Origin of the sequence: Amycolatopsis sp. NPDC098790, from assembly GCF_044759945.1 — a bacterium.
In the GTDB taxonomy this organism is placed as follows: domain Bacteria; phylum Actinomycetota; class Actinomycetes; order Mycobacteriales; family Pseudonocardiaceae; genus Amycolatopsis.
On sequence record NZ_JBIWAI010000011.1, the window covers coordinates 111,058 to 129,012 of the forward strand.

The window sequence follows — 17,955 nt, forward strand, 5'->3', positions numbered from 1 at the left end:
GTTGGATATGCCACTTCCGCTCATGGAGCGCGGACCCGTGGATCATGTTAATACGTGAGTGCTCCGGTACGCAGCGTGACCTTCGTCATCAAGCCGTGATCAGCGGTGAACATCCCGCTCGACCTCCTCGCGGACCGCTTCGAGCCCGGCGCGCAGTTCGGCGTGTCCCACCGAGCCGAGCGCCAGCCGAAGCGCCTGCGGCACCGACGAAGTCGTCGCGAACGGCTCGGCTGTGGCGACCGCCACCCGCCGCCGGGCCAGTTCCGCCGCGATGCGGTCCGGCCGGGAGTCGGGAGCGAGCGGCAGCCACCGGAAGTACGACGCCGGGTGCCCGGTCCACGGAAGCCCCGCCAGCACCTCGGAAGCCAGCGCCTGACGCTGCCGCGCGTCGTCGCGCTTCCGGGCCTCCAAGCGTGCGACGGTACCGTCCTCGAGCCAGCGGCGCGCGATGGCCGCGGTCAGCGCCGGGGTGTTCCAGGTCGTCGCGCGGATCGCGGTTTCCAGAGCCGGGACGAGTTCGGGCGGCGCGAGGACGAACCCGACGCGCAGCCCGGTCGCGACGCTCTTCGACAGCCCCGAGACGTAGACGGTCGCCTCGGGCGCGTACTCGGCCAACGGCGGCGGCGCGTCCTCGGCGAGGTAGGCGTAGGACGCGTCCTCGATGATCGTCACGCCGTGCTGCCGGGCGATCCGGACGAGCCGCACCCGCTGCTCGGCCGAGAGCACCCAGCCCAGCGGGTTGTGCAGCGTCGGCATCGCGTAGACCGCGCGGACGCGTCGACGCCGGCACAGCCGCTCGAACGCGTCGAGGTCGGGCCCCTCGGCGGTCACCGGCAACGGCGCGAGGTCGAGGCCGAGCGTGCGCGCGAGCACCCGGAAGCCCGGGTAGGTGAGCGCGTCCACCGCGACGACGTCGCCGGGCTTGAGCACCGCCATCGCCGTGACGGCCAGGCCGTGCTGAGCGCCGCTGACGATCAGCACGCGCTCGCGGCCGGTGTCCAGCCCGCGCGAACGGAGGTGACCCGCGACGGCGGCCCGGTCGCCGGCGCGGCCGCGGTGCGGCTGGTAGCGCAGCAGCGCGTCGAGGTCGCCCGCCGAGGCGAGGTCGCGCAGCGCCCGGCGCAGCTGCTCGGCCTGCCCGCCGACGGCCGGGGAGTTGAAGCTGAGGTCGACGGCGTCGGCCGCGACCGCGCGCTCGTCGACGCCCTCGCCCGCGCCCAGGTCGCGGACGAACGTGCCGCGCCCCTGCTCGGAGCTGACCAGGCCCATCGCTTCCAGCTCGGCGTAGACGCGGGACGCCGTCACCACGGCGATACCCTCGTCCGCGGCCAGCCGCCGGTGGGTGGGCAGCCGGGTGCCGGCCGGCCACTCGCCGTCGCGGATCTTCGCTGCGAAGGCGTCCACGACGGTCTTGTACTTCGGCACTCGCACCCGGCGATTGTAGGCAGGACAATTTGTGGACTGTCCTGGATCGGCCGTCCTAGCGTGCGGTCCATGCACACCGCGATCCTGACCTTCGACGGTTACAACGAACTCGACTCGCTCATCGCGCTCGGCGTCCTGAACCGGGTGACCGAGCCCGGCTGGCGCGTGTCGATCGCGAGCCCGGCCCCGCGGGTGACGTCGATGAACGGCGTCACGATCGACGCGGTGATCGATCTCGAGGAGGCCTGCACGGCCGACGCCGTGATCATCGGCAGCGGTGCGAAGACCCGCGAGGTCGTCGAGGACCCGGCGATCATGCGCACGCTGGCCCGGCTCGACCCGGCCCGGCAGCTGCTCGCCGCGCAGTGCTCCGGCACGCTCGTCCTGGCGAAGCTCGGCCTGCTCGCCGACGTGCCCGCGTGCACCGACCTCACGACCAAGCCGTGGGTCCTCGCCGCCGGCGTCGAGGTGCTGAACCAGCCGTTCTTCGCCCGCGGCACGCTGGCCACCGCCGGCGGCTGCCTGGCTTCGACGTACCTCGCCACCTGGGTCCTCGCGCGGCTCCGCGGCCTCGACGCGGCGGAGCACGCGATGCATTACGTGGCACCCGTCGGAGAGAAGGACGAGTACGTCTCGCGGGCCCTGCGGAACGTGACGCCCTACCTCGAGCCGGCGGCGGCTTCCGCCTGATCGGACCCGAAGAGCGACTTCAAGGTCACCTCGCGGTTCACCCGCACATGCTCGACCGCTTCGAGGTGCGCCCGGTCCGCGTCGCCCGACGCGATGGCCTCGTACAGACGGCGGTGCTCGTCGAGCAGTTCGGCCCAGTGCTCGTTCTGGCTGGTGAGCCACCGGAGCCTGCCCTGCAGGGGCTGCAGCATCGTGGTCAGGAGCGCGTTGCCGGCGATGGCGACGATCTCGTCGTGGAAGCGCGAGTTGAGCGCGGTGATCCGGGCCGCGTCGCCGCGGGCGGTCGCGCGGGCCGCGTCGGCGAGGACCCGCTCGAGCCGCTTCAGCTCCGCCGTGCCCGCCCGTTCGGCGGCGCGCCCCGCCGCGAGCCCTTCGAGGGCCTCCCGGACGTCGAACAGCTCCTCGACGTCGACCCTCGCCAGCTGACGGACGACGATGCGGCGCGCCGACTGCTCGACGAGGAAGCCTTCGGCCTCGAGGCTGCGGATGGCCTCGCGGACGGGCACCCTGGACACGCCGAGGTCCTCGGCCAGCTCGCGCTCGACCAGCCGGTCGCCCGGGCGGAGACGGCCGGTCAAGATCCGTTCGCGCAGCTCGTCGCGCACCCGCTGCCGGGTGGCCGCGAGGGGCTGCCGCTCGCTCGCCGTCGTCACCGGTCCCCTCTCCTCAACAAGCTCGTAACACGAGTTTACGGGCCAGAGGGTTGACGGCGGCTGACCCGAGGGTGATATTTGGGATGCCAAACTTTGGTATCCCAAATCGCCGTCGCTGCACGTCGATCGTCGATCGGAGGCACGCATGACCGCAGCCCCGCTCACCGAGACCCAGCAAGAGACGAGTCCGCCGGATCCCCGGCTCTGGAACGAAGACCTCGCACCGGCGAAGGAACGCCGCTGGAAGGTCTACGACATCTTCGCGCTGTGGATGTCCGACGTGCACAACCTCGGCAACTACACCTTCGCCGCCGGGCTGTTCGTGCTCGGCCTGTCCGCCTGGCAGGTGTTCACCGCCCTGCTGTTCGGCTTCGTCATCATCTACGTGGGCATGAACCTGATGGGCCGGATCGGCCAGCGCACCGGCGTCCCGTTCCCGGTCGTCGCGCGGATCAGCTTCGGCACGTTCGGCGCCAACCTGCCCGCGCTCATCCGCGCCATCATCGCGATCTTCTGGTACGGCATCCAGACCTACCTCGCGAGCGTGGCCATCACGCTGCTCGTGCTCACCATCGACCCGGGCCTGAAACCGTGGACCGAGCACGGTTTCCTCGGCCTGCACGCGCTCGGCTGGATCTGCTTCATCGCGCTGTGGGCGGTCCAGGCGCTCATCCTCACCCGCGGCATGGAGTCGGTGCGCAAGTTCCAGGACTGGTGCGGCCCGGCGATCTGGGTCGTCATGATCGCCCTCGCCGTCTGGATCCTCGCCGCCGGCAACTGGCACATTTCCCTGACGAGCAGCCCGAAGCAGCTCTCGACGGGTGAGCAGATCCGCCAGTGGTTCGGCGCGGCCGGGCTGATCCTCGCCACCTACGGCACGCTGATGCTGAACTTCTGCGACTTCTCCCGCAACGCCCCGGACCAGAAGACGGTGAAGCGCGGCAACTTCTGGGGCCTGCCGATCAACTCGACGGCGTTCGCGCTGCTGTCGGTGATCGTCACCGCGGGCAGCATGCAGGTGTTCGGCGAGGCCATCACCGACCCGGCCGAGCTGCTGGCCAAGGTGCACAACACGCCGGTGCTCATCATCGGCGCGCTGACGTTCGCCATCGCCACCATGGGCGTCAACATCGTCGCGAACTTCGTCTCCCCCGCCTACGACCTGGCCAACATCTGGCCGAAGCGGATCACCTTCACCATCGGCGGGATGATCAGCGCGGTCGCCGCGCTGTGCGTGCTGCCGTGGAAGCTGTACTCCTCGCCCGCAGTGGTCAACTACTTCCTCGGCGGCCTCGGCGCGTTCCTCGGGCCGCTGTTCGGAATCATGATCGTCGACTACTACCTGATCCGGCGCGGCAAGGTCGACGTCGCCCAGCTGTTCGTCGCCGACGGGATCTACCCGCGCGTCAACCCCCGTGCCCTGGTGACGTTCTTCCCGACCGCCGCGCTGTCCGCGGTGATCGCGCTGGTGCCGTTCTTCGGGCCGGCCGCACCGTACTCGTGGTTCATCGGCACGGCGTCGTCGGCCGCGTTGTACTTCGCGGTTTCGAGGAAGCACCGATGAAGATCGTCGTCACCAACTGCAACACCACCGAGGCGATGACGAAGGAGATCGAGGCCGGGGCCCGCGCGGCCGCGAGTCCGGGCACCGAGATCCTCGCCCGGACGCCGCGCTGGGGCCCGGAGTCGGCCGAGGGCTGGCTGGACAGCTTCCTGTCGGCCGCGGCCGTACTGGATCTGTTGCGGGGCTTGCAAGAACCGTTCGACGCCGTCGTGCTCGCCGGGTTCGGCGAGCACGGCCGCGAAGGCGCGCGCGAGCTGCTGGACGTCCCGGTCGTCGACATCACCGAAGCCGCTGCGCACCTTGCCTGCCTGCTCGGCCGCCGCTACGGCGTAGTGACCACATTGGACCGGACGTGCGGGCTGATCGAGGACAGCCTGCACGCCGCCGGAGTCGCGCAGAACTGCGTCACGGTCACCGGCGCCGGGCTCGGCGTGCTGGAGCTGACGGACGAGCGTCGCACGGAATCGGCGTTGCTCACCGCCGGCCGGCGCGCGCGGGACGCCGGCGCGGAGGTGCTCGTGCTCGGCTGCGCCGGGATGACCGGCCTGGACCGGAAGATCGCGACGATGCTGGACATCCCGGTCATCGACGGCGTCGCGGCGGCGGTCCGGCTCGCGGAGTCGCTGGTGGCGTTGGGGTTGAAGACGAGCCGCGCGGGTTCGTACGCGCGGCCGCTGGACAAGCGCCGCACCTGGCCCGATTGACACTCGCCGCGCCGAGACGTCAGAATCCCTGCAGCCGTACCGCCGCCCGGTGACGACGTGGGGATTTCGACGTCCCCGGAAGGCGGTCGACGTGCGCAGAACCCTAGGCGCGCTGGCGGTTTCCGCGAGCATGCTCCTGGTCCCGGTGAGCGGGACGGCGGTGGCCGCGGCGCCACCGCACACCGTCGTCACCGACGGCGCCAAGCTCGCCGGGATCAAGCAGGCCATCCGCAGCGGCCACGCGACCAAGGCCCAGCGGGACGCGCTGAAAGCCGTGCTGGACAAGGCGAACACCGCATTGACCGACGGCCCGTGGTCGGTCATGGACAAGCCGTCCGCGCCGCCGAGCGGCGACAAGCACGACTACATGAGCCAGGCGCCGTACTGGTGGGCGAGCCAGCCGAAGACGCCGGAGAACCCGCAAGGCTGCCCGTACGTCAGCAAGGACGGCCAGCGCAACCCGGAGGCCGACGCAATCACCGACCACACCTACCGGATGTGGGCTTGGGACGCGATGTACTACCTCTCGCTGGCCTGGTACTACACCGGCGACGCGAAGTACGCGAACCGGGCGGCACTGGACATCCGGACGTGGTTCCTCGACCCGGCGACGCGGATGAACCCGAACATGACGTTTTCGCAGATCATTCCCTGCAGGGACACGGTCAGCGGCACCGGGATCATCGACTCGACCCAGTCGTTCAGCCAGCTGATGGACGCGTTCGCGTTGCTCGACGGCGGCGCGCCGGGCTGGACCGGGAAGGACCGCTCGGGCATCAAGGCGTGGCTCACGCAGTATCTGACGTGGATGCAGAGCAGCCCGCAGGCGAAGCTGGAACTGGCCGCCACCAACAACCACGGCACGTTCCTCGACATGCAGAACGCGACGATCGCGTCCTACCTGGGCAAGCGGGACACCGCGCGGAAGATCGTGCTCGACGCGGAGCGGAAGCGGTTCCCGGTGCAGTTCGCCGCCGACGGCAGCCAGCCCCTCGAGCTGTCGCGCACGATGTCGTGGCACTACGTCAACTTCAACCTCACCGCTTGGGGCCGGATGGCGGAGGTGGGGAAGAACCTCGGCGTCGACGTCTGGAAGTACAAGGCGCCGAACGGGGTGACGCTGCGGAAGGTCGTCGACCAGCTGATCCCGGGCGCGCTGCAGGGTGCAGCGGGTTGGCCGCACCAGCAGATCGGCGTGTTCGACCAGTCGATCGCGGCGGACATCTTCCACGCCGCGGCCGAAGAGGCACACGACACCGACGCGGCGGCCGCGTTGAAGAAGATGCCGCTGCCCGCGGGCGGGGACACCTGGCCGGTGCGCGTTTCCTGCTTCCCGCTGGACCCGCCGCTCAGGTAAGCGGTCAGTTGCCGTTGGGGGCGCCGACTCCCGGTGCGGGGGCCTGGGCGTTGCCGGCGATGCCGTAGCGCCCGGCGCCCCCGTCGAGCTGTTCCTTCAGCGCCAGCACGGTGCTGACCCGCCCAGCCGACGAGTCTACGTTGTCCACAGTGGACAGGATCGACGTCGCCGAGGTGTCCGCGCGGACCACGCCCAGCGCGCCGGTGCCGTCCGCGGAACCGGCGTCGCCGGCGAGGACCGTGCCCGCGCCGGAGCGGTCGAGCTGCGTGGCGAACCGGGCGATCGTCGCCGCGCGGTCGCCCGCGCCGTCGCCGGTCGCCTGCGCGCCGGTCAGCACGATCGCCAGCTGCCCCGGCTTGACGTCGCCGCCCGCCTTGGCGAACCCGCCGTCGGTGAGCCCGCCGATCGCGGCCGCCAGCTCCTCGGGCGACGACTGCGGCTTCGCCGTCGTTTTGTCCAGCAGCAGCACCGAACCGAGCAGCGCGCCGGCGAGCGTGCCGGAGTCGCCCGCGGTCGGGAACTTCGAGCCGGCCGGCTGCAGCCGCGTGACGACGTCACGCAGCTGGTCGGCCTTCTCCGGGTCGGCGAACGCGGACGTCAGCTGCACCTCGCCGGTCACCGCCGCGCCGGACTGGCCGATCAGCTGCTTGAGCGCGTCCCGGTCGGCCGGACGCGCGTCTTCGGTGGTCACGAGCACCACCGACCGCTTGTCCAGCGCGCCCGCGACGACCTTCGGCCCCATCGAGCCGGCGAACGCGTCCGCGTCGGCCAGCCGAGCGTTGAGCGCGTTGCGCTGCGCCTCGAGGTCGGAGACCTGGCTGCCGAGGTCCTTCTTCTCCCCCGCGAGCCCCGACAGGAGCGTGCCGTTCAGCGCCGTCGAGCCGAGCACGACCCCGACGGCCAGCGCGAGGAAGCAGGCGGCGATGGAAACGACGTGGTAGCGCAGCGAAATCACGTGAACAATCCCTTGACCCAGGCGGCGAACGAGTTCCAGGTGGCCTTCAGCCAGTCCAGGTAGACCGAGCCCACGTCGGACACGAGCAGGGCCGCGCCGACCACCACGACGGCGGCGAGCACGAGCAGCACGACCGCGCCGATCGACACCCGGCTGCGGTGCAGCGTCGCCACCGCCTTGCCGTCGACGAGCTTCGTGCCGAGCTTCAGCCGGGTCAGGAACGTCGACGGGTTCGAACCGGAACGGCCGTGGTCGAGGAACTCGCGCAGGGTGGCCTGGAACCCGACCGTGACGACGAGGCTCGCGCCGTGCGCGTCGGCCAGCAGCAGCGCGAGGTCCTCGGCGTTGCCCGTTGCCGGGAAGGTCACCGCGCCGATGCCGAGGTCCTGGATCCGCTCGACGCCGGGGGCGTGCCCGTCCGGCTGCGCGGGCACCACGACCTCGCCGCCGCCGCGCAGGGTGGCGGTGCCGATGCCGGTGGGGTCGCCGACGACGACGTCCGGCTTGTAGCCCTGCACCCGCAGCGTGTCGGCGCCGGCGTCCACGCCGACCATGACCGGCCGGTGCTCGGAGATGTACTTCTTGAGCTTCTTGAGGTCCTCGGCGTGCCCGTTGCCACCCGCGACGACCAGCACGTGCCGGTCGCGAATGGCGACCTTCAGCTCCGGCACGCCGACGCCGTCGAGGATCAGCGTGCGCTCGCGGCGCAGGAACTCGATGGTGTTGGCCGAAAACGCTTCCAGCTGCGTCGACATCCCGGCCTTGGCCTCGATCATCTGGTCCGCGACGCTGTCGGCGGTCTGCTCGATCCCGGAGGCGACCTGGCGCTCGCCGACGTACACGACGCCGTCGTGCAGCCGCAATTTCGTGCCGTCCTTGATCGACCGCAGCAGGTCGCTGCCGACCGAGTCGACCAGCGGGATGCCCGCACCGATCAGGATTTCCGGGCCCAGGTTCGGGAACCGGCCGGAGATCGACGGCGACGCGTTGACCACGCCCGCGACCTCGGCGTCGACCAGGGCGTCGGCCGTCTGGCGGTCGAGGTCCAGCTGGTCGAGCACGACGATGTCGCCGGGACTGATCCGGCGCAGCAGCTCCCGCGTCCGGCGGTCCACGCGGGCGACGCCGGTGATCCCCGGGAGGGGTTCTTGGTTCCGCGTGAGCAAGCCGGTGAGCTTCATGTGGCCGATGGTGACAAATTTGCTCGTGGGACGATGCTCGCCACGCCGTAGCCGGGGTGACCCGTTGTGGTGACCTCCCCCGCACGGGTCAGGCGTCCGACTCCTCCGAAAGAGACCCGAAATCGAGGTTCACCCACGGGCTGCCCGGGTCCTGAAGGAGCTGGTGGTGGACCCGCACGGCCGCCGGGTACCACTCACCGAACTCGTCGTCCTCGGCGTGCAGCACACGGCCCATGAGGTACCCGGCCGACAGGTCGGCCCATGACTGGTGGTAGCGACGCGCGAGCGATCCCGCCTCGAGCACCATCAGCTCGGCGGTCAGCGCGTCGCAGTACCCGGCCGCGAGCCCCCACCGCGCGATGTTGACCGCGCGGCCGACGTCCCAGGAAAGCGCCGTCGTGACGAAGCCGTCCGCGTCGACCAGGCCGTCGGCCCGGAAGCGCTGTTCGCAGCGCGAGACCCGGCGGACGGTGTGCCGCAGCTCGTCGGCCTGGTCGGCCGCGTCGTTCTCCGCGCACCACCGGTCGACCAGCTCCGCCCAGGTCAGCGGGTCGAACTCGCCGCTGGTCAGCCCGAACTCCGCGGCGAACCGCAGCCGCAGCATCAGCACGAGGTTCCCGGGCGTCAGCGCGTAGCCGTCGCCGATCAGGTCGGCCATCGTCGCCCGCCAGGCCGGCGGGTCCGGCACGCCCCACCAGTCCCGCAGGCCGCGCACCTCGGCGACGTAGTCGTGCCGCCGCGCGTCGAGGACGTTCCACGGCGCCGCGTTGAGCACGGCCAGGTGCGCGCCGCACGCCAGCGCGTGCGCGATCGGCCCTTCGAGGTGCCCGTACGGCGCGGTGATCAGCCGTTCGACCTGCTCCTCCAGCGGGACGACGTCGTCGTGGTGCGCGTCGAGCCACGGCTGCAGGGTCGCGCCGGGCAGCCGCCACTCGCCGCGGGTGCCGCGGTTGAACACGACCCGCTCGTGCCGCCCGACGCCGTCGACCGCCCAGTCCAGCGCGCCGCTCATGGCGACGACGTCCGGGCCGAGGTCGGGCAGCGCGCCGCGGGTGAAGACCTGCAGGAACTCGTCGCCGCCCGTCTCGAAGTAGACGTTGGGGAAGGTCTCCGCCCGCTCGTCGAGGATGCTGTGGGCGTCCACCCGCCGGATCGGGACGAAGAGCTCTTCGCCGGCGAGCAGGCCGAGGTAGCGGTCCAGGTCGCTGTCCCGGCGCGCGGCGGCCAGCTGCGCTTCGACATCGGCGGGCGGCGGCAGGATCACGGGGCGGCTCCCTCCGCTCGGCCGGTCAGCACGACGAGCTTGCCCGCCGTCCGGTTGTGCTCCAGGTCGTCGTGCGCCTGCCGGATCTCCGTCATCGCGTACACCTCGGCCGGGCCGAGGCTCGTTTCGCCGGCGGCGATCCGGTCGAGGTGGCGCTGCAGGACGGAGGCGGGCAGGTCGTCCGCCTCACCACCATAAGCGGTCAACCGCACCCCGGCGGGAAGGTAACCGATCGGATAGAAATCTTTGACGATCCACTGGTTGGAGAGCATCCCGGCGAAGCAGACGGTGCCGTGCACGCGGGTGGCGTTCAAGGTGTCCGGCAGGGTCGGCGTCCCGACGAGTTCGAGGGCGGCGTCGACGCCTTCCGAAGCGATCTTCCGGACCTGGGCGGCGATGTCGCCGTCGTCGAGGAGCGGGTGGTCGACGCCGTGGTCGCGCAGGGTGCCGAGCCGGTCCTCCTGGCGCGTGGTCGCGAAGACGGTGGCACCGAGGTCTTTGGCGAGGGCCGCGGTGGCGAACCCGAGCGCGGACGTCCCGCCGCGGATCAGCAGCGTCTGGCCTTGCTTGAGGTCGAGGCCGGTGGTGAGCGAGCCGTACGCGGTCTGCAGCGTCTCGGGGACCTGGCCGATGACCTCCCACGGCAAGCCGCTCCGGAACGGGATGACCTGCCCCTTCGGCACCACGGTGTATTCGGCGTAGCCGCCGTCGAAGGTGCGGCCCATCCCGCCCATCATGGTGGCGACCTGCTGCCCGGGTGTCAGTTCTCCGTCGGGGTCGGAGTCGACCACGCCCACGGCCTCGATGCCGGGCACGCGCGGGAACGTGACGCCCTCGCCCAGGCCGAGGCGCGTGTGCAGCTCGGACCGGTTGAGCCCGAACGCCTTGACGGCGATCCGCACCCAGCCGGGTTTCACCGCGGGCAGCGGGAGGTCGGTGAGTTCGAGGTTCTCGACGGGACCGGGCTCTCGGAGTACCACCGCGCGCATCGGGGTCCTTTCTTCGCAGGCGATCAGCCCGCACAACACCCGCCGGCGCGCGAAGTATTTCCTCCGCCGCTACTTCTTCTTTCCCCGCTTGGGCTTCGGGGCCGGCTCGGCCTTGGCCTTCTCCGCGGTAGCCAGCAACTCCTCGGCGTGCGCCCGCCCGGTCTCGGTGTCGTCCATCCCGGCGAGCATCCGCGCCAGCTCGTTCACCCGCTCGGTCTGGCTCAGGTTCTTCACACCGCTGCGCGTGACCCCGCCGCTGTGCCCCTTGTCCACCACCAGGTGCTGGTCCGCGAACGCGGCCACCTGCGGCAGGTGCGTCACGACCAGAACCTGGTGCGTCCGGGCCAACCGGGCCAGCCGACGGCCGATCTCGACCGCCGCGCGGCCGCCGACCCCGGCGTCGACCTCGTCGAACACCAGTGTCTGGACCGTGTCCGCGTGCGCCAGCACCACCTCGATCGCCAGCATCACCCGCGACAGCTCACCGCCCGACGCGGCCTTGTGCACCGGCAGCGGCGGGGCGCCGTCGTGGGCGCGCAGCAGCAGCTCGACGTCGTCGACGCCGTCCGGACCCGCGTGCACCGCGCGGCCGTCGAGGGTCAGCGCGTGCGTGTCGCCGTGCTCGGCCGGGCGCTGCTCGACCGTCACCTCGATCGCGGCCTGCCCCATCGCCAGCCCGGACAGCTCGCGCGTGATCTCCTCCGCCAGCGACGCCGCGGCCTCGACGCGCGCGGCCGACACCTCGACCGCGTGCGCGGCCAGCTGCACCGCGAGCTGGTCGCGCCGCAGCGCCAGCTCGGCGAGCGCCTCCTCCGACGTGTCCATCGACTCCAGACGGCGCCTGGCGTCGTCGGCCCAGGCGAGCACGCCGTCGACGTCCGCCGCGTACTTGCGGGTCAGCCGCTTCAGGTCGGCCTGGCGGGCGAGCACCTTCTCCAGCAGCGCCGGGTCGGCGTCCAGCGTCTCGACGTAGCTGCCCAGCTCGGACCCGACGTCGGTCAGCAGCGTCGACGCCTCCTCCAGCCGCGGCGCCAGCTCGCGCAGCACCGCGTCTTCGGACGTCGAGAGCCGCCGCAGCGCCTCGGAAACCATGCCCATCGCACTCGGGGCGTCCGGGTCGCCGTCCGGCGAGCCCGACAGCGCGATGTGCGCCTCGGTCGCGGCAGCGCGCAGTTCGTCGGCCGCCGCGAGCCGCTTGATCTGCGCGGTGAGCTCGACGTCCTCGCCCGGCTCGGGCGCGACGGCGTCGATCTCGGTGAGCCCGTGCTTGAGCAGGTCGGCCTGCTGGGCCATCTCCCGCGAGCGCGTCGACCGCTCGGTCAGCTCCGCGATCACCGCGAGCCACTCGGACCGGACCTCCCGGTACGCGGTCAGCGGCTTCGCCACCGCGTCGCCGGCGAACCGGTCGATGACGTCACGCTGCTCGCTCGGGCGCAGCAGCCGCAGCTGGTCGTTCTGCCCGTGCACCGCGATCAGCTGCTCGGACAGCTCCGCGAGGACGCCGACCGGCACCGACCGGCCGCCCAGGTGGGCGCGCGAACGCCCGTCGACCGCGACGGCCCGCAGCGCGATGACGCTGCCGTCCTCGTCGACGTCGGCGCCCGACTCGGTGACGATCCGCTCGGCGCCTTCGACCCCGGAGTAGGTGAACCGCCCTTCCACGAACGCCTTGAGCATCCCCGTCCGGACCTTGGACACCTCGGCGCGGCCCCCGGACAGCAGGTGCAGCCCGGTGACGACCATGGTCTTTCCCGCACCCGTCTCACCGGTGACAACGGTGAAGCCCGCGTGCAGTTCCAGCAGGGCGTCCTCGATGACTCCGAGGCCCTGGATGCGCATCTCGGCCAGCACGCCGCCTACGGTAGCGGCCCCCACCGACACTCTGCGCGCGCGGGCACCCGGCGAGTCGCCGATATGTTCGAACGAAGCGCCGAGTGGTCAGTCTTCGCAGGGCCGCGCGTGGCGCTCACGCCAGCTCTTCACCGGCAACGAGAACTTCTGCACCAGCCGATCGGTGAACGGCCCGTCCCACAGGCGGACCAGCCGCACCGGCGTCTTGCCGTTCGTGACCCGCACGCGAGCGCCCGGCGGCAGCTCGATGAGCCGACCCCCGTCGCAGGTCAGGACGGCGGGCGAGCCGTCCGGGTCGATCCCGACGGTGATCACCGAGTCGCGCGAGACGACCAGCGGCCGCGAGAACATCGCGTGCGCGTTGCTCGGCACGACCAGCAGCGCCTCGACGTCCGGCCAGATGATCGGGCCGCCCGCCGAGAACGCGTACGCCGTCGAACCGGTCGGTGTGGCGCACAGCACACCGTCGCAGCCGAAGGCGGACACCGGACGGCCGTCGACCTCGATCAGCGCGTCGAGGACCCGTTCGCGGGTGCTCTTCTCGACGCTGGCCTCGTTGAGCGCCCACGCGCGGGCGACCTCTTCGCCGTCGTGGGTGACCGTGACGTCGATGGTCATCCGGTCTTCGACCTGGTAGTCGCCGTCGACGACGCGCTGGACCGTGTCGGCCAGCGCGTCCGAATCGGCCTCCGCGAGGAAGCCGACGCGGCCGAGGTTCACGCCGAGCACCGGCACCCCGGCCGGGCGGGCCAGCTCGGCCGCGCGCAGCAGCGTGCCGTCGCCGCCGAGGACGAACACCAGCTCGACGCCGCCGGCGGGGTTGTCGTCCGGGTCCACGACGGTGCAGGTCGACCCGACGCCGTGCTCGTCGGGGTTGATCAGCGCGCAGACGTCGTGCTCGATCACCCGGATCCGGATGCCGGCCTTGGCGAAGCGCGCGGAAACCTCGCGCGCGGCTTCGCCCGTCGCTTCGCGATCGGGGTGCACCATGAGGAGCACTTCACGTTCGGTGGTCATGCGGGCCCTTCCTCGACGGCGGTTCGGACGAGCCGCTCGGCCTCAGACCTGTCTACCGCGTCCACAGTGGACTCGGCCACGTGTTCCTTCTTCAGCCACACGAAGTACTCGACGTTCCCGGACGGCCCGGGCAGCGGGCTCGCGGTGACCCCGCGCAGCGCGAGGCCGAGCTTCGTGGCTTCGTCGATGACGGTGAGCACGGATTCGGCGCGCAGCTGCGGGTCGCGGACGACGCCGCCGCTGCCGAGCCGGTCCTTGCCCACCTCGAACTGCGGTTTCACCATCGGCACCAGGTCGGCGCCCTCGCGCGCGCAGGCGGCGAGCGCGGGCAGCACGAGCTTGAGCGAGATGAACGAGAGGTCCCCGACGACGACGTCGACCTGGCCGCCGAGGTCCTCGGGAGAGAGGTTGCGAACATTGGTGCGGTCCATGACCACTACACGTTCGTCGGTGCGGATCCGCCAGTCGAGCAGGCCGCGGCCCACGTCGGCGGCGATCACGGTCGCGGCGCCGGCGCGCAGCAAGACGTCGGTGAAACCACCGGTCGACGCGCCGGCGTCGAGGCAGCGCGTGCCTTCGACGCTGAGGTCGGTGAACGCTTCCAGGGCGCCGAGCAGCTTGTGCGCGCCGCGGGAGGCCCAGCCGGGGTCGTCCTCGTCCTTGACGACGATGGGCGCGTCGGACTCCACGCCGGTGGCGGGTTTGCTGGCCACCATGCCGCGCACGGTGACCTTGCCGCCGGTGATCAGGGCCGAGGCCTGCTCACGCGACCGGGCGAGGCCGCGCCGAACCAGTTCCGCGTCGAGGCGCGCCCGCTTGGGCACCGTGGTCAGACCTTGTCGATGCTGGAGAGGGCGACCGTCAGCTCGGTGTGCACGGCGTCGAACCGCTCGACGTGCTCCGCGAGCGGCAGTGCGTCGAGGTCGTCCAGCCCGGCGACGGCTTCGTCGATGCCGGCCCGCGGGTCGGTCGCTTGCGAGAACGAACCGGGCGGCGGGCCAGGGACGGGGTAGGGATGATCCTGCACGTTACGAACGGTAGCAGTCAGGCCAGCCGGGCCTTCGTGTCCTCGCCGAGTTCGGTGACGCCGGTCTCCCAGGCCACGTGGCAGAGCGCGCGGAGCAGGTCCAGGTCGTCGCCGTCGCCCTTCGCCGTCAGGGTGTCGTTCTCGACGGTGACGGTCCAGCCCGGGCGCGGCCCGATCTTGAGGTCATCGGCTTTGTCTTCGAGCGCGGTGAGGTCTTTCGCGAGGTAAGTCGCGCGCTCGGCCGGGACGGCCTTGATCAGCTGTTCCGGCGTCGCGACACCGGAGAGGACGACCAGCGAGTCGATGCCCGCGGCGACCGCGCCGGCGATGTCGGTGTCGAGCCGGTCGCCGACGACGAGGGGCTTTTCGGCACCCGCCGACCGCGCGGCGGTCTCGAACAGCAGCGGCTCCGGCTTCCCGGCGACGAGCGGCTCGACGTCCGTGGCGGTCCGCAGCGCGGCGACCATCGAGCCGTTGCCGGGCAGCAGCCCGCGTTCGCTGGGCAGGGTGGCGTCGACGTTGCAGGCGACCCAGAGCGCGCCGGCGCGGATGGCCAGGCAGGCTTCGGCCAACGCGGCCCAGGTGTTGTCGGGTGAGTGGCCCTGGACGACCGCTTGGACGCTCTCGGCGTTCTCCCGGACGGCCTTGAGGCCGGCCCCGGTGACTTCGGCCGCGAGGGACTCGGTCCCGACGACGAGGACCTCCGCGCCGGGCTCGAGCCGTTCCTTCAGCAGCTGGACACCGGCTTGGGCGCTGGTGTGCACCTCGCCGGCGTCGGCGGGCATGCCGAGGCCGGTGAGGTGCTCGACGACCTCGCCCGGGGCCTTGGACGCGTTGTTCGTGACGAACCGGACGGGCGTGCCGTGCTCACGTGCGGCCCGCACCGTTTCCGGGGCACCCGGGATCACCCGGGTGCCGTGGTAGACGGTGCCGTCGAGGTCGAACAGGACCGCGTCGTAGGCCGCGAGCAGGGCGTCACTCATCCGAGTCGTTCTTCTCCTCGTTGCTCTCGTTCTTCTCGTTCGCCAGGTCGGCCGCGCGTTCGGCGGCGTCGGTCTCGTCTTCGGCGTCGGCCTCGGCGGCGTTGAGGAACCACTGGACGGCTTCGTCCTTGCGCCCGGCGGCGGCGAGGTTGTCGGCGTAGGCGTAGAAGAGGCGAGCGCTCCACGGGTCGCGCTTCTCGGCCTTGAGGTCCTCACCCTGCAGCGAGACGACGGCGGCGTCGAGCTGCCCGAGGTCCCGCCGCGCCCCGGCGGCGACGATGGCGAGCTCGACCTGCGTGGCCTTGTTCAGCTTCGCGGTGTCGGCTTCCTTCGCCAGGTCGAGGGCGCGTTCGGGCCGCCCCAGCGCGCGCTCGGCGTCGGCGATGATGGCGATGTGATCGTCGCTGCGGGTCATCCGCCGGACGGCCCGCAGTTCCGAGAGGGCTTCCGACCAGTTGCCGGCGTGGTAGGCGACGAGCCCGAGCGCCTCCCGCACGATGGGCACGCGCGAGGCCTTGGCCTTCGCGTACTTGGCGTGCTCGAGAGCGGCTTCGGGATCGGAGTCGACGAGCCCCCCGGCGGCGACGAGGTGCTTCCCGACGGTCTCGGCCAGGCCCTTGGGCAGGGTCCGCAGCTCGCGGCGGGCGTCCTCGTCGAGGTCGGAGAACTCGATGTCCTCGGGGAGTTCCGGGGCTTCGAGGAGTTCCCTGGCGAGGGCCTCGTCGTCGAGGGGGGCACCCACGCGCGGCTGGGGCTCGCGGCGGGGCCGGTCGCGCCGGGTGTCGTCGCGCTTGAAGCCGCCACGGTCGCTCCGGTCGCCACGGTCTTCGCGCTTGAAGCCGCCGGTCTGGCCGCCGCGGTCCTCGCGACGGTCGGAGCCACCGCGGTCGTCCCGCTTGAAGCCGCCGCGCGAGTCCGAGCTGCTACGACGGTCGTCGTCCCGACGCTGGTAACCGCCACGGGAGTCCGAGCCGCCACGGTCGCGGTCGTCGCGACGCTGGTAACCGCCTCGGGAGTCGGAGCCACCACGGCCCCGGTCGTCGTCGCGACGCTGGTAGCCACCCCGGTCGTCGCGACGGTCGGAATTACCGCGATCGTCCCGCTTGAAGCCGCCGGTCCGGCTGCCGCGGTCATCGTCGCGACGCTGGTAACTGCCGCGCGAGTCGGAGCCACCACTACGGTCGTCCCGACCTTGGTAGCTGCTCCGCGAGTCCGAGCCACGGCGGTCATCGTCGCGGCGCTGGTAGCTGCCGCGGGAATCCGAGCTGCCACGGCGGTCGTCGTCGCGCCGCTGGTAACCGCCGCGGGAATCCGAGCTGCTACGACGGTCATCGTCCCGGCGCTGGTAGCTGCCCCGCGAGTCCGAGCCGCGACGGTCATCGTCACGGCGCTGGTAGCCACCCCGCGAGTCCGAGCCACGACGGTCGTCGTCGCGGCGCTGGTAACCGCCGCGCGAGTCCGCGCCGCGACGGTCATCGTCGCGACGCTGGTAGCTGCCGCCGGAACCCGAGCTGCCACGGTCGTCCCGGCGCTGGTAGCTGCCGCCGGAACCCGAGCTGCCACGGTCGTCCCGGCGCTGGTAGCTGCCGCGGGAGTCGGAGCCGGCGCGGCCGCGGTCGTCCGAGCGGGCGCCGCCGCGGTCCTCCCAGCGGGGCTTGCGGTCGCCGTACGAGGACTTGCCCTGGGGGCGGCCGGCGCGGTCGTCCTGGCGCCCGCCGGCGCGGTTGGTGTCGCGGTCCTGGTAGCGGCCGCCGCCCGTCCGGCCCGGGCCGCCCGAATACCGGCTGCCACCGGAGTCGCGGCCGCCGTCGCGGAAGCTGCCGCGCCGGTCGTCGCGGTCGCTCGTGCCGCGGCCCTGACCTGCGTATCCTCCGCGCTGGTCGCGGTCACGGGGACCGTCGCCGCCGCGGAACGGCTTGCCGCCGCCGCGGACCCCGCGGTCGTCGCGGCGCGGCCGGCCCTGGTAACCGCCGTCGCGGCCGCCGCGGTCCTGCCGCGCGCCACCTTGGTTCTTCCGGGGTGCGTCCGACCGGCCCCGGGAGCCTTCGTCCCGTGCCGATCGGCCGGACCCATCATCCGCTGAGTCTCGTCGACCGAACTCGGACACCTGGCCTCCTGCCGTGCAAAAAATCTTCTTCCGGACATACGCGTACGGCCCGCTAGGGCAGCCAACTGGCTATCCTAACGGGCCGTACGGAAGGTAAGTTCGGCGGTGTCCTACTCTCCCACAACCCTTCGGTTGCAGTACCATCGGCGCTGTCAGGCTTAGCTTCCGGGTTCGGAATGGGACCGGGC

At 71.8% G+C, this 17,955-nt stretch carries 16 protein-coding genes and 1 rRNA gene; 4 read left to right on the plus strand and 13 right to left on the minus strand.

The genetic code is table 11. The annotated features are described in order from the left end of the window. Positions 1-99: 99 nt before the first annotated feature. A complete protein-coding gene (locus ACIQWX_RS49130) occupies positions 100-1,431 on the minus strand; it encodes a PLP-dependent aminotransferase family protein (protein WP_400886855.1) in 1,332 nt (443 codons plus the stop codon). Positions 1,432-1,494: 63 nt separating this feature from the next. On the opposite strand from ACIQWX_RS49130, the gene ACIQWX_RS49135 reads away from it, so the two are divergent. Then, positions 1,495-2,115: a DJ-1/PfpI family protein gene (locus ACIQWX_RS49135; protein WP_400886856.1), complete on the plus strand. Its 621-nt coding sequence runs from the start codon at positions 1,495-1,497 to the stop codon at positions 2,113-2,115. On the opposite strand, the gene ACIQWX_RS49140 is transcribed toward ACIQWX_RS49135, so the two are convergent. After that, positions 2,085-2,768 carry a GntR family transcriptional regulator gene (locus ACIQWX_RS49140; protein ID WP_400886857.1) on the minus strand — a complete coding sequence of 228 codons (684 nt, stop codon included), beginning with the start codon at positions 2,766-2,768 and terminating at the stop codon, positions 2,085-2,087. The genes ACIQWX_RS49135 and ACIQWX_RS49140 overlap by 31 nt on opposite strands. Before the next feature lie 145 nt (positions 2,769-2,913). Here ACIQWX_RS49140 and ACIQWX_RS49145 point away from each other — a divergent pair, with 145 nt between their 5' ends. From ACIQWX_RS49145 to ACIQWX_RS49155, 3 genes are all read left to right on the plus strand, one after another. Further along, positions 2,914-4,332: an NCS1 family nucleobase:cation symporter-1 gene (locus ACIQWX_RS49145; protein ID WP_400886859.1), complete on the plus strand. Its 1,419-nt coding sequence runs from the start codon at positions 2,914-2,916 to the stop codon at positions 4,330-4,332. Then, positions 4,329-5,036 carry an aspartate/glutamate racemase family protein gene (locus ACIQWX_RS49150; protein ID WP_400886861.1) on the plus strand — a complete coding sequence of 236 codons (708 nt, stop codon included), beginning with the start codon at positions 4,329-4,331 and terminating at the stop codon, positions 5,034-5,036. The genes ACIQWX_RS49145 and ACIQWX_RS49150 overlap by 4 nt, the downstream gene beginning before the upstream one ends. A gap of 91 nt (positions 5,037-5,127) precedes the next feature. Continuing rightward, entirely contained in the window at positions 5,128-6,393 is a 1,266-nt protein-coding gene (locus ACIQWX_RS49155) for an alginate lyase family protein (protein ID WP_400886863.1), read from the plus strand. A 4-nt stretch (positions 6,394-6,397) separates the two neighbouring features. Here ACIQWX_RS49155 and ACIQWX_RS49160 read toward each other — a convergent pair whose 3' ends face one another. The 11 genes from ACIQWX_RS49160 to rrf all read right to left on the minus strand — a co-directional run. Further along, positions 6,398-7,348: a copper transporter gene (locus ACIQWX_RS49160; protein ID WP_400886865.1), complete on the minus strand. Its 951-nt coding sequence runs from the start codon at positions 7,346-7,348 to the stop codon at positions 6,398-6,400. After that, on the minus strand, positions 7,345-8,529 hold the full coding sequence (gene steA / locus ACIQWX_RS49165; RefSeq protein ID WP_400886867.1) for a putative cytokinetic ring protein SteA: 1,185 nt from the start codon (positions 8,527-8,529) through the stop codon (positions 7,345-7,347). Before steA ends, ACIQWX_RS49160 begins: the two co-directional genes overlap by 4 nt. Before the next feature lie 88 nt (positions 8,530-8,617). Further along, positions 8,618-9,793, minus strand: a complete 1,176-nt coding sequence (locus tag ACIQWX_RS49170; protein ID WP_400886868.1) for a DUF1266 domain-containing protein — start codon at positions 9,791-9,793, stop codon at positions 8,618-8,620. Further along, positions 9,790-10,782, minus strand: a complete 993-nt coding sequence (locus ACIQWX_RS49175; RefSeq protein WP_400886869.1) for a zinc-binding alcohol dehydrogenase family protein — start codon at positions 10,780-10,782, stop codon at positions 9,790-9,792. Before ACIQWX_RS49175 ends, ACIQWX_RS49170 begins: the two co-directional genes overlap by 4 nt. Before the next feature lie 69 nt (positions 10,783-10,851). Beyond that, positions 10,852-12,633, minus strand: a complete 1,782-nt coding sequence (gene recN / locus ACIQWX_RS49180) for a DNA repair protein RecN (RefSeq protein ID WP_400886871.1) — start codon at positions 12,631-12,633, stop codon at positions 10,852-10,854. An 87-nt stretch (positions 12,634-12,720) separates the two neighbouring features. Further along, on the minus strand, positions 12,721-13,650 hold the full coding sequence (locus tag ACIQWX_RS49185) for an NAD kinase (protein WP_400886873.1): 930 nt from the start codon (positions 13,648-13,650) through the stop codon (positions 12,721-12,723). Next, entirely contained in the window at positions 13,647-14,474 is an 828-nt protein-coding gene (locus ACIQWX_RS49190) for a TlyA family RNA methyltransferase (protein ID WP_400886875.1), read from the minus strand. Before ACIQWX_RS49190 ends, ACIQWX_RS49185 begins: the two co-directional genes overlap by 4 nt. Positions 14,475-14,479: 5 nt before the next feature. Then, positions 14,480-14,677 carry a hypothetical protein gene (locus ACIQWX_RS49195; RefSeq protein ID WP_400886876.1) on the minus strand — a complete coding sequence of 66 codons (198 nt, stop codon included), beginning with the start codon at positions 14,675-14,677 and terminating at the stop codon, positions 14,480-14,482. 17 nt (positions 14,678-14,694) lie between these two features. After that, on the minus strand, positions 14,695-15,660 hold the full coding sequence (locus ACIQWX_RS49200) for an HAD-IIA family hydrolase (RefSeq protein WP_400886878.1): 966 nt from the start codon (positions 15,658-15,660) through the stop codon (positions 14,695-14,697). Continuing rightward, positions 15,653-17,767 carry a hypothetical protein gene (locus ACIQWX_RS49205; protein ID WP_400886879.1) on the minus strand — a complete coding sequence of 705 codons (2,115 nt, stop codon included), beginning with the start codon at positions 17,765-17,767 and terminating at the stop codon, positions 15,653-15,655. Before ACIQWX_RS49205 ends, ACIQWX_RS49200 begins: the two co-directional genes overlap by 8 nt. Before the next feature lie 97 nt (positions 17,768-17,864). Continuing rightward, positions 17,865-17,955: ribosomal RNA gene (gene rrf, locus ACIQWX_RS49210) — 5S ribosomal RNA — on the minus strand; the annotation flags it as partial.

What these genes read in the sequence shown, in the direction of transcription:
- ACIQWX_RS49185 (WP_400886873.1), bottom strand. Translation starts at nt 13,650, where the DNA reads ATGACCACCGAACGTGAAGTGCTCCTCATGGTGCACCCCGATCGCGAA.
- ACIQWX_RS49200 (WP_400886878.1), bottom strand. Translation starts at nt 15,660, where the DNA reads ATGAGTGACGCCCTGCTCGCGGCCTACGACGCGGTCCTGTTCGACCTC.
- ACIQWX_RS49150 (WP_400886861.1), top strand. Translation starts at nt 4,329, where the DNA reads ATGAAGATCGTCGTCACCAACTGCAACACCACCGAGGCGATGACGAAG.
- steA (WP_400886867.1), bottom strand. Translation starts at nt 8,529, where the DNA reads ATGAAGCTCACCGGCTTGCTCACGCGGAACCAAGAACCCCTCCCGGGG.
- ACIQWX_RS49175 (WP_400886869.1), bottom strand. Translation starts at nt 10,782, where the DNA reads ATGCGCGCGGTGGTACTCCGAGAGCCCGGTCCCGTCGAGAACCTCGAA.
- ACIQWX_RS49145 (WP_400886859.1), top strand. Translation starts at nt 2,914, where the DNA reads ATGACCGCAGCCCCGCTCACCGAGACCCAGCAAGAGACGAGTCCGCCG.
- ACIQWX_RS49135 (WP_400886856.1), top strand. Translation starts at nt 1,495, where the DNA reads ATGCACACCGCGATCCTGACCTTCGACGGTTACAACGAACTCGACTCG.